The sequence below is a fragment of the Paenibacillus campi genome (assembly GCF_034659835.1).
Lineage (GTDB): Bacteria > Bacillota > Bacilli > Paenibacillales > Paenibacillaceae > Saccharibacillus > Saccharibacillus campi.
This window is the reverse complement of the sequence record NZ_JAXSQZ010000002.1, coordinates 421,479-432,555: the sequence shown is the minus strand read 5'-3', so window position 1 is coordinate 432,555 and position 11,077 is coordinate 421,479. Positions and strand designations below refer to the sequence as shown.

7 protein-coding genes and 1 tRNA gene are annotated in these 11,077 nt (G+C 48.4%); 1 reads left to right on the top strand and 7 read right to left on the bottom strand.

The annotated features are described in order from the left end of the window. Positions 1 to 484: 484 nt before the first annotated feature. A complete protein-coding gene (locus tag U1I11_RS07100) occupies positions 485 to 1,477 on the bottom strand; it encodes a LacI family DNA-binding transcriptional regulator (RefSeq protein WP_322905125.1) in 993 nt (330 codons plus the stop codon). A 505-nt stretch (positions 1,478 to 1,982) separates the two neighbouring features. Between U1I11_RS07100 and U1I11_RS07095 the strand changes: the two genes are divergently transcribed. Then, positions 1,983 to 2,192 (top strand): hypothetical protein, encoded by a 210-nt coding sequence (locus U1I11_RS07095; RefSeq protein WP_322905122.1) that lies wholly within the window; start codon positions 1,983 to 1,985, stop codon positions 2,190 to 2,192. 98 nt (positions 2,193 to 2,290) lie between these two features. Here U1I11_RS07095 and U1I11_RS07090 read toward each other — a convergent pair. The 6 genes from U1I11_RS07090 to U1I11_RS07065 all read right to left on the bottom strand — a co-directional run bounded on the left by U1I11_RS07090 (position 2,291) and on the right by U1I11_RS07065 (position 10,985). Continuing rightward, positions 2,291 to 2,364 (bottom strand) — tRNA-Ile (locus U1I11_RS07090). A 734-nt stretch (positions 2,365 to 3,098) separates the two neighbouring features. Continuing rightward, positions 3,099 to 3,740 (bottom strand): orotate phosphoribosyltransferase, encoded by a 642-nt coding sequence (gene pyrE, locus U1I11_RS07085; RefSeq protein ID WP_322905120.1) that lies wholly within the window; start codon positions 3,738 to 3,740, stop codon positions 3,099 to 3,101. After that, on the bottom strand, positions 3,727 to 4,476 hold the full coding sequence (gene pyrF / locus U1I11_RS07080) for an orotidine-5'-phosphate decarboxylase (RefSeq protein WP_322905118.1): 750 nt from the start codon (positions 4,474 to 4,476) through the stop codon (positions 3,727 to 3,729). The genes pyrE and pyrF overlap by 14 nt, the downstream gene beginning before the upstream one ends. Before the next feature lie 648 nt (positions 4,477 to 5,124). Further along, complete coding sequence (gene carB / locus U1I11_RS07075; RefSeq protein ID WP_322905116.1) at positions 5,125 to 8,421, bottom strand: carbamoyl-phosphate synthase large subunit; 3,297 nt, start codon at positions 8,419 to 8,421, stop codon at positions 5,125 to 5,127. A gap of 2 nt (positions 8,422 to 8,423) precedes the next feature. Beyond that, on the bottom strand, positions 8,424 to 9,554 hold the full coding sequence (gene carA, locus U1I11_RS07070; RefSeq protein WP_322905114.1) for a glutamine-hydrolyzing carbamoyl-phosphate synthase small subunit: 1,131 nt from the start codon (positions 9,552 to 9,554) through the stop codon (positions 8,424 to 8,426). Between the two features lie 105 nt (positions 9,555 to 9,659). Next, complete coding sequence (locus tag U1I11_RS07065; protein ID WP_322905745.1) at positions 9,660 to 10,985, bottom strand: dihydroorotase; 1,326 nt, start codon at positions 10,983 to 10,985, stop codon at positions 9,660 to 9,662. Positions 10,986 to 11,077: the final 92 nt, after the last annotated feature.

The following is an 11,077-nucleotide window of genomic DNA, read 5'->3' as shown; positions in this document are numbered from 1 at the left end:
GTAGCTGAAAACAGGGAAAAATACAACAAAAACGCCGAAATCCCTTACAGGGCAAGGAGCGCGAACCTCCCAGGGATTTAATGTGAGCTTGGGGTTCGCGCTGAGAAGTAGCTGCGGCATAGATAGTAGATAGCAACCGGTAAAACGCTATCGCTACAAACAATCGTTTACTTCATCCTATAATCCCGTACCCCACTTAGAGCATGTAAGCCAATGATCAAATGTATTTACGCCAATCAGCCATTCATTTTTTAAGTAGGGCAGTTTAAGTAGGGCAGAAAGACAAACTACATCACAAGCGAACAACTTCTTTATTCATAAACTTCGCTCACCCTTCATCCTCACTACAGCCTTGCTTCCCTTCTCCATTTATACGACGATCTAATCATGAGCTGCATTATACCGATTTCTGCTAAAATCATACCGCCACTCCATTGGGAACGTTCCCAAAAATAACCGCCCTACGCCCCTCCTGCTTTTCCTGTTAAGTAGATTCGCGGATGACCAGTTCTACAGGAAGTTTACACAGTGAGGACGATAGTGGCTGTTGATCCATTAACTGAACGAGCATCGTGACCGCCTGTTTACCCATCAGTGCGATCGGCTGGCGAATCGTGGTGAGTGAGGGGCTAAGCACTTCAGCAAGTGGCTGATCGTCAAAGCCAATGATCGCCAAATCAGCCGGTATGCTTAAACCAGCCTTCCGTGCTGCCATCATTAAACCGCTAGCAATCTCGTCACTGCCGGTAAATACCGCTGTCGGGCGATCGTTCATAGCCAAAATAAGCTCCATCACCTTTTTACCATCTTCAATCGTATGCCGATCGACGAGAATCCAGCTTGGATTGATCGCAATGCCTGCTTCTTCCAATGCACGCTGGTACGCCTGATTGCGGTCTTTATCTTTGCCGTAATCAGTAAAAAGCCCGCCTGTACAGTACATAATTTTGCGATGACCACGGTCAATCAGATGCCGGATCGCTGCATAGGTGCCTTCGTGTTGATCGACACGGATCGTTGGCACATCACTCTGATTTACATATTCATTACATAACACAATCGGGCCAAAGGCGGTATACGGCTCGATTGCTGACCATTCGTTTTCGATCGCTGCCATAATAATCCCGTCTGCCTGCTTGTTTTTGAGCAGTTCCAAATAGGCGAGTTCTTTGGATTTGTGCTCATTCGTTTGGCAGATTAATGTCTGATACCCTTGCCGATAACCTTCCTGCTCAATCGCATCAACAAGATAAGCAAAAAATGGATTTACAATTTTCGGCACGATGACTGCAATCGTTGTTGTCACTTGCCCGCGCAGCTTACGTGCAGACGGATTAGGAACGAATCCAAGCTGTTCCATTGCCTCTATTACCTGACGCCGTTTATCCGGTGAAATATGGGGATAATTATTAATGACACGAGATACGGTCGTTTTGGACACACCCGCTTGGCGGGCCACATCAATAATATTGACCATACGTCACACTCCAATGTTGTTATTGAAACCAGTTTCAATCATTTTAGCGCATAATTTGCGATTGGGAAAGCGCTATCGCTAAACGAGTATTTAGAGCTACTTATATAGTGACAAGATCGGTTTATATAAGCAGGTTCAACCAAAGTGGTAGATTACAGTTATATCATCTCCACTCCAAAACATACCTAATAAGCTGTCTCAAATAAAATTACTTAAACGCGTTTGTGATCAAGTCATGATGAGATAAATATACCATGAATGTATCTAAGACAAATTACTAGTACCTTGTCTCAGGAAGATGTAAGGTTGCGTCCATCTAAACTCTGCTTGAACCATGCAGCATTCAGACGAACGCAATCTCTGAATAAATTTGAGACAAGCTACTAGCTGATTCAGCCGCTCTCGTTATGGTTTATTCGATAGCATAGGTGCCATGACTTTACATGCTGGATAAATTAGACGATACCGCTCAAAATGCAGCGCATTTAGGAAAGGATGAATACAGATGAATACACAACATAATAATTCAACTTCGGATAACAAACCTAAACGTGATGACGAAGCTTTCGAACAAGGTACAGGCTCAGGTGTAGACCCGATTCCTGAACCTGATCCAAATGCCAATCATCGCGCTGCCGACCTGTTAGAGGAAGTAGTCGATGAATCGGTAGAGAAGCTCGAAGACGACTTTAGCGGCGACAAACATAAAAAATAATAAGGTGTAGTGCTAACTATACCATTTCAAAACACAAATTAAACGCAAAAAAGAAGATTCATTCGCAGCTTGCGCGAATGAATCTTCTTTTTTGCGTATGGGCCCAGAGGGACTCGAACCCCCGACCAACCGGTTATGAGCCGGTAGCTCTAACCAACTGAGCTATAGGCCCGTATAACGGAAAGAGTGCTCTCTTTCAACGTATCTAGTAAACAGCGACTAAATTAATATACCGCAATTTCCACGTATTTGTCAACATTTTTGCGGTGGAATGCCTGTATGGACGTCGTATGCTACGTAAGTTCGGCATCATGCGGATGATACGCGGTTTCGCTCATCGTGACACTCTTTTGCTGAACATAATACGCATATTCCAGCTCATTTGCTTTTAATCAGATGCTTTTTAAACACATACGAAACGATGCCTGTATTCGATTAACATAAACACAAAAAGCTGTATGCCGCTTGTGCAGACATACAGCTTCATTACACACCAGATCATCCACTAATAAATATCAATCAAATGAACATGACACTAGCGCGTGTCTTCAAACTGCCGTACAGAACGTTCGATACGGGTAGTTTGCGTCAGACTAAGTTGTACAGTGTCTTGTTTCATTGTAAAAGAGACCTTTGTGAATAATAAAATAATGTGTAGGATCGTTTGAAGACACAGCCTCATACGCCGACCGCTTTAAATATATAGTTTAAAATCGTGTACATTCCCGCTATAAATAAGGCATACAGTAGATTCAAAGCCGCTATTAAAAGCAATCAACATACACTTAGCATGTCTCAGATACATGGATGGTGTATCTATTTAATCATCGCTTGCTCATCTATACGTGGAGACATGTTCAAACTTGATTGTATTTGAGACAGCGTATCAACTGCCCGCCTATTCACTTATTTGCCGAATGCTTCCGGGTTGGCGCGCCAAGAGTGCAGCAGTTCCAAATCTTCCTCTTTTACCGTGCCTAATTCGACTGCCTTTTCGATCAAAGCAGTATAGTTGGATAACGTCTGCAAAGGCAGATTGGCTGCTTCAAAAGCTTGTACTGCTTTGTCCAATTGGTAGCTGAAAATCGCCAGCACTACGAGCGGTTCTGCGCCTGCTTCACGAATCGCTTCAGCCGCTTTGATCGAACTGCCACCTGTAGAGATCAAGTCTTCGATTACAATGACACGTTGACCAGGCTTGATTAGCCCTTCGATCTGATTTTGCTTGCCATGTCCTTTGGCTTTGTCCCGCACATACGCCATTGGCAAATCGAGCTTTTCAGCTACCCATGCCGCATGCGGAATGCCGGCGGTTGCCGTGCCGGCAATGACGTCCACATCCGGGTATTGATTGCGAATGATCGTAGCGAATCCGTCAGCGATCTGGTCGCGGATAAACGGATATGACATCGTGAGGCGATTGTCGCAATAAATCGGTGATTTAATGCCAGATGTCCAGGTGAATGGCTCCTGTGGACGAAGTGCGACGGCTTCAATTTTCAGCAGCGCGGCTGCAATATGAGCTGGAATTTCTTCAATCGTTAACATGTTCATTCATCTCCTTTATAATCTGCTCGGCTGCTTTTCTCGGATCGGCGGCAGCGGTAATGGGACGTCCTACAACTAGATAGTCATTACCAGCTGCAATGGCGCGTCCCGGCGTCATAATGCGTGTCTGGTCGGCTACATCGGCACCAGCCGGGCGGACACCTGGTGTGACCGTGATAAAAGAACCGCCACATGCTGCCTTAATCGCCGGTCCTTCCAGTGGTGACGATACGACACCAGCCAGTCCGCATGCATGCGCAAGAGCTGCATATCGTACGACCGTTTCCTCCACACTGCCTGGAATGCCAATCTGCTCGTTCATCGTCTGTTGCGATGTGCTGGTCAGTTGGGTGACTGCAATGAGCAGCGGACGCGTCAGCATTGCATCTTCGCTAAGCGCTTGCTCCATGCCAGCTACAGCTGCTGTCAGCATTTCCTTGCCACCTGCGGCATGCACATTAAACATATCGACGCCAAGGCGTGTAATGCTATGTGCGCCGCCTTTGACGGTGTTGGGGATATCGTGCATTTTCAGGTCAAGAAAGACCGAGTACCCTTTTTGCTTCAATTCACGCACAAATTCCGGCCCAGCGGCATAAAAAAGCTGCATGCCTACCTTGATATAACACGGAATGCCTTGCAGCGCATCGATCAGCTGACGTGCTTGCTCCACATTCGGATAATCAAGCGCCACGATTAGCCGCTGTGCAGCAGCGGTATGTACATATTCGGTCATCGTTTGCCATCTCCTTGTCCTATTGCTATTTTGGTTATATTGTACTAGGCAGTGTCTTCAAACGTTCAACGTTGTCATTTCGTTGTCATTTTATTATTCAAGTAGGTGGCGTGTTAAGGGAGTTGAGCTGCGTATACAAGCGTAATCTAATGAAAAAGCGCATCGAACTACCTATGAAGCCGTTTGCAGACACGACCTAATACTTTAGCTCACTTTAATTCATCGTATGCCTATCTCAAGCTCGCTTGACTATGAATAAATTACAAGTTCAGGTGCATTTACACCTAGTAGTCTGTCTCAAATGAAAATCGTGTTTGAACGTACCTTAACCTATTCATCACCAAGCGATGGTTAGATAGACAAACTGTAAATACATTTAAGACAAGCGACTATTACGCAGACCAAGTTAAATTTCAACTTTGATTGTATACTAAATTCCTTATCAATAAGGGCTTGATCCAACTTCAAAACTCAGATTAATCTTGGTCAAAGTACCAGTTTTTAATCGAGATCGCCTGCGGATATGCCGCCGCCCCCATCAAACATAAAGTTTGTACGTATCTAAATATCACTGCTCCATTCATAAATACGCACACAAATGACGGCGGACGCGTCAATGGTCCGCCGCATATGTGGTTTGTATCGGGTTTAGCTCAAAATCGTTTCTTGATCTTGCAATTGACCTACAGCGGCTTGAATGTCTCGACTGTTCTGATCCGCTTGTTTTTCCTGGCTCAGCGCAGGCATTGCATAGGAGGAGAAATTGATCGTATCGAGCATCGTCAACAGCGCTTCGACCGTATCGAGCGATGTCATACAGACGACGCCGTTTTCTACCGCTTCACGGCGGATACGGAATCCGTCACGCTCCGGTGTTTTGCCTTTCGTCAATGTGTTGACGACGAAGTTTGCCTGTCCGCTGCGGATCAGATCAAGGATGTTCGGCGTGCCTTCGGACAGCTTGTTCACAACCGTAACCGGAATGTTTGCTGCTTTCAGCGCTTCGGCTGTACCGCCAGTTGCAATAATTTTGTAGCCGAGACGGTAGAAGCCTTTGAGCAGGCGTACAGCCTCATCTTTGTCTTTGTCTGCTACGGTCGCAATCAGTGCGCCGGTAGACGGAATTTTCATCCCTGCGCCGATTAGACCTTTGAACAGTGCTTTGGCATACAACAGATCACGTCCCATCACTTCGCCGGTCGATTTCATTTCCGGGCCGAGCGTTGGTTCTACGCGGCGCAGCTTGGCAAACGAGAACACCGGTACTTTAACCGATACATAATCGCTTTCCGGCCACAGCCCTTCGGTATAACCGAGATCAGCCAGTTTGCGTCCGAGGATCGCCTGGGTAGCGATGTTTGCCATCGGGATATTCGTTACTTTGCTTAGGAACGGTACAGTACGGGAGGAGCGAGGATTAACCTCGATCACATACACTTCGTTTTGGAAAATAACGAACTGGATGTTTACTAGACCGACTGTTTTCAGTTCTTTGGCAATTTTGATTGTGATGTTGACGATTTTCTCTTTCAGCTCTGGCGATACATGTTGTGGCGGATACACGGCGATCGAGTCACCGGAGTGAACGCCTGCGCGCTCGATATGCTCCATAATGCCTGGCACGACAACCGTTTCGCCGTCACAGATCGCATCGACTTCCACCTCTTTACCGAGCATATAACGGTCGATCAGCACCGGATGTTCCGGGTTGATTTTTACCGCTTCTACCATATAGCGCAACAATTCCTCGTCAGAGTAGACGATTTCCATTGCACGTCCGCCGAGTACGTAAGATGGACGTACTAATACCGGATAGCCGAGCTTTTGTGCCGTTTCGACCGCTTCGTCGACCGATTGAACGGTGCTGCCTTGTGGCTGAGCGATGTTCAGACGGGACAGCAGCGCTTCGAACTTTTTGCGGTTTTCCGCTTCGTCGATACTTTCCAAGCTTGTGCCGAGAATGTTGACGCCTGCATTTTGCAATGGAGCTGCCAAGTTGATCGCTGTTTGTCCACCAAACTGTACGATGACACCGATCGGTTGCTCCTGCTCGATCACGTTCATTACATCTTCGAAAAACAGCGGCTCAAAGTACAGTCGATCCGATGTGTTAAAGTCGGTCGATACCGTCTCCGGGTTGTTGTTAATAATAACCGCTTCATAGCCCGCTTCTTGAATCGCCCATACCGCGTGCACGGTCGAATAGTCAAACTCGATCCCTTGACCGATCCGAATCGGCCCGGAGCCGAGCACGACGATTTTTTGCTTGTCGGCTTTGGTGACTTCATTTTCGGTTTCATAGGTAGAGTAGTAGTATGGCGTCGTCGCTTCAAACTCTGCCGCACACGTATCTACCATTTTGTATACTGGCACTAATCCGAGCTCTTTACGGTACGTGCGGATGGAATGTTCGTTGCTGAATGTGCCGTTTGGATCGTTAGGTTGACGCAGTTCAGCGATGGCGCGGTCGGTAAAACCGAGACGCTTCGCCGTATAAAGCGTTTCATCAGACAATTGTTCTTCAAAAGCGATCACCGATTCGTAGGCAACGATACGCTCGATTTTATCGAGGAACCACCAGTCGATTCCGCTTAGCTCATGAATATGCTCCAAGCTGTAGCCGCGACGGAACGCTTCAGCGACGAGGAACAGACGCTCATCATCCGCTTTGATTAGACGCTCGGTCAGCTTCTCATCGCTCAGCTCTACCGCATCTTTTAAATACAGACGGTGGACACCGATTTCGAGCGAGCGTACCGCTTTGTGAATCGCTTCTTCAAATGTACGCCCAATCGCCATCACCTCACCGGTCGCTTTCATCTGCGTACCGAGCTTACGGTTGGCACTGGTGAACTTGTCAAACGGCCAGCGTGGAATTTTTGCCACGATATAGTCCAGTGTCGGCTCAAAACAAGCGTACGTTTGACCGGTAACCGGGTTTACGATCTCGTCCAACGTGTAGCCGAGTGCGATCTTCGCTGCCATTTTGGCGATCGGATAGCCAGTCGCTTTGGAAGCGAGCGCCGAGGAACGGCTCACACGCGGGTTTACTTCGATCACATAGTATTGGTAGCTCTGCGGATCAAGGGCAAACTGTACGTTACAGCCGCCTTCGATATTCAGAGCGCGAATGATTTTTAAGGATGCGGAACGCAGCATTTGGTATTCACGGTCAGACAGTGTTTGGCTTGGCGCGACAACGATACTGTCGCCCGTGTGTACGCCAACCGGGTCAAAGTTTTCCATATTACATACAACGATACAGTTGTCGTTGGCATCGCGCATCACTTCGTACTCGACTTCTTTCATACCGGCGATGCTTTTCTCAACGAGGCATTGTCCGATCGGGCTGTAGCGCAAACCTGCCGCTACCGTCTCGCGCAGTTCTTCCTCGTCAGCGCAAATACCGCCGCCTGTACCGCCAAGCGTGTACGCTGGACGAACGATAATCGGATAACCGATCTCATTCGCAAATGCCAGCGATTCTTCCAACGTAGTCACGATGACGCTTTCCGGTACCGGCTGTTCCAGCTCACGCATCAGGTCGCGGAACAAATCGCGGTCTTCCGCTTTTTCGATCGAGTTCAGCTGCGTACCGAGCAGCTTTACATTTTCGGCTTCCAGTACGCCAGCGCGTGCCAGTTCAACCGCCATATTCAGACCGGTTTGTCCGCCGAGTGTTGGCAGCAGCCCATCCGGGCGCTCCTGACGGATAATTTGGGTCACGAATTCCAGTGTGATCGGCTCGATATACACTTTATCTGCCATATTCGTATCCGTCATAATCGTTGCCGGGTTGCTGTTGATCAGTACAACTTCAACGCCTTCTTCTTTCAGCGCCTGACATGCTTGCGTACCGGCATAGTCAAACTCAGCGGCTTGACCGATAACGATCGGACCAGAGCCGATGACGAGAATTTTTTTGAGCTCTTTATTGATAGGCATAATTAACGTGCTCCTTTCAAAGCGGCGAACATTTCGGTCTGACGTGTTGTTTGAGGTTGATTTTGTTTATGCTCACGAATCATCGCGAGGAACTGATCGAACAGATAGCTGTTGTCAAATGGGCCTGGCGCCGCTTCAGGGTGATACTGTACCGAGAACGCCGGATATTTGCTGTGCTTTAATCCTTCGATCGTTTTATCGTTGTTGTTAATATGCGTAACTTCCAGTTCCGTACCCTGGATCGATTGTTCTTTGACAGTGTAGCCGTGGTTTTGGGATGTGATGTAGCAGCGGCCTGTGCTCAAGTCTTTGACCGGGTGATTACCACCGCGATGACCGAACTTCAGCTTTTCCGTGTCCGCTCCACATGCGAGTGCAAACAACTGGTGTCCGAGGCAAATGCCGAAGATCGGGTATTCACCGAGCAGCTCAGCGATGACTTTAGCCGCAGCAGGTACATCTTTCGGGTCCCCAGGGCCGTTGGACAGCTGAATCCCGTCCGGATGCAAGCGACGAATCTGTTCAGCCGTTGTATCTTGTGGCACGACAACGACATCACAGCCGCGCTGTGTCAGTTCGCGTACGATCCCGCTTTTGGCGCCGTAGTCGATTAGCACGATGCGCTCTTTGGCACCTGGGCTGCTGTACATATGTTGTGTCGTAGTACGGCTTACTTGATCGCTCGCCGCAGCGCTCGCTTGCAGGCGCTCCATCAATTCTTCCGGCGCAAGCGCTGCTGTTGTCAAAATGCCGCGCATTGTACCTTGGTGACGGATGCGGCGTGTCAGCATCCGTGTATCGATATCGCTAATGCCGATGATGCCGTATTCGCGCAGCAGCTCATCGATCGAATATTGTGCGCGCCAGTTGCTTGGAACCGGCTCATGCCGTCGGACGACGAATCCATTAATGTATGGACGAACCGATTCGAAGTCATCACGGTTAATACCGTAGTTTCCGATCAGCGGGTAGGTCATCGTCACGATCTGTCCGCAATACGATGGATCAGACAGTACCTCCTGGTAACCGGTAATCCCTGTATTAAATACAACCTCGCCTGTCGTTTCGCCCTCCGCACCGAAGCTGCGGCCTGTAAATAATGTTCCGTCTTCCAATAACAATTTTGCCTGCATTCCGTTTCACTCCTCTGTCTTTCCTATAAGTTATAATGATGGACGATGGTGATCATACGTCCTTCCTAATCAAGGTCTGAATAATTATATCACAACATGGTATATTTATGCACTAGTGGTTATGGATTTTTCCGACCACACGATTTGACCATCCACAATCGTCAGTACAGGCCATCCTTGTAGCTTCCATCCGGTAAATGGTGTATTTTTCCCTTTGGACAGGAATGTGTCCGGATCAACCGCGCGCTCTTGCTCCAGATCGATCAACGTCAAATCGGCAGGTGCACCTTGTTCCAGTCTGCCTGTATCAAGGCGGAATACGCGTGCCGGATCAGCGGTCATACGTCGTACGAGCAGTTCTAGCGACCAGCGTCCGGTTTGGACAAACTTAGTGTACAGCAGCGGAAATGCCGTTTCAAAGCCGGTAATACCAAACGGTGCTAGCTCCATACCTTTAGCTTTCTCCTCCGCACTATGCGGTGCATGATCGGTCACGATCATATCTAGCGTCCCGTCTTCCAATGCAGCGATACATGCTTCCACATCACGCGGTGAGCGCAGCGGCGGGTTCATTTTCCAATTTGCATCCAGACCTGGAATGTCTTCATCCGACAAAATAAGATGGTGCGGGCACACTTCGGCAGTTACGTTAATGCCGATCGACTTTGCCAGTCGAATAAGGCGGATCGATTGCTCGGTGCTAACGTGGCATACATGATAATGCACACCGGTCGCTTCAGCGAGTAAAATATCGCGTCCGACATGGATCGCTTCCGATTCGTTTGGAATGCCTTTCAATCCGTGCTTACGGGCAAATTCGCCATCGGTTACGGCTGCGCCTACTACTAGCGAATCGTCTTCACAGTGCGCAATGATCGGCATATCAAGCGAAGTCGCCAGCTTCATCGCATCTTTCATCATCTGTGCGTTTTGTACGCCTACACCGTCATCGGTAAAACCGATCGCGCCCGCTTCTTTTAATGAGGCAAAATCGGTCAATTCCCGTCCGAGTTCATTGTACGTAATCGCTGCATACGGCAGCACTTTGACACCGTTCGCTTGTGCCGCTTTGTCGAGAATAAGCTGCACGACGTCCGCTTTATCGGTTACCGGCTTTGTGTTCGGCATACAGGCGATCGTCGTATAGCCGCCTTTTGCCGCTGCTGCTGTTCCGGTCACAATCGTCTCTTTATGCTCAAAACCCGGTTCGCGCAAATGGACATGCATATCGATTAGTCCCGGCGCAAGCAGCTTGCCTGTGCCGTCAATTTCGGTGACGTGCTGTCCTTGTCCATGCTGGCGCAAAATGTCATCTGCCGCCGTATCCGCCGAGTACAGCTGTTTGATGATGCCATCTTCGACCCATACGTGGCGCGATTGCAGTTCGCCTTGTCCGTTCAGTACATTTGCGTTTTTGATAAAAAGTGTCATCATTAACCTCCGAAATTGTTAACCGCTATCCACGCGATTATGAATTTTCGGTATCCATACTGCTGCATAAAGCGTGCATATACGGATACCTG

What these genes read in the sequence shown, in the direction of transcription:
- U1I11_RS07065 (WP_322905745.1), bottom strand. Translation starts at nt 10,985, where the DNA reads ATGACACTTTTTATCAAAAACGCAAATGTACTGAACGGACAAGGCGAA.
- carB (WP_322905116.1), bottom strand. Translation starts at nt 8,421, where the DNA reads ATGCCTATCAATAAAGAGCTCAAAAAAATTCTCGTCATCGGCTCTGGT.
- U1I11_RS07095 (WP_322905122.1), top strand. Translation starts at nt 1,983, where the DNA reads ATGAATACACAACATAATAATTCAACTTCGGATAACAAACCTAAACGT.
- pyrE (WP_322905120.1), bottom strand. Translation starts at nt 3,740, where the DNA reads ATGTTAACGATTGAAGAAATTCCAGCTCATATTGCAGCCGCGCTGCTG.
- U1I11_RS07100 (WP_322905125.1), bottom strand. Translation starts at nt 1,477, where the DNA reads ATGGTCAATATTATTGATGTGGCCCGCCAAGCGGGTGTGTCCAAAACG.
- pyrF (WP_322905118.1), bottom strand. Translation starts at nt 4,476, where the DNA reads ATGACCGAATATGTACATACCGCTGCTGCACAGCGGCTAATCGTGGCG.
- carA (WP_322905114.1), bottom strand. Translation starts at nt 9,554, where the DNA reads ATGCAGGCAAAATTGTTATTGGAAGACGGAACATTATTTACAGGCCGC.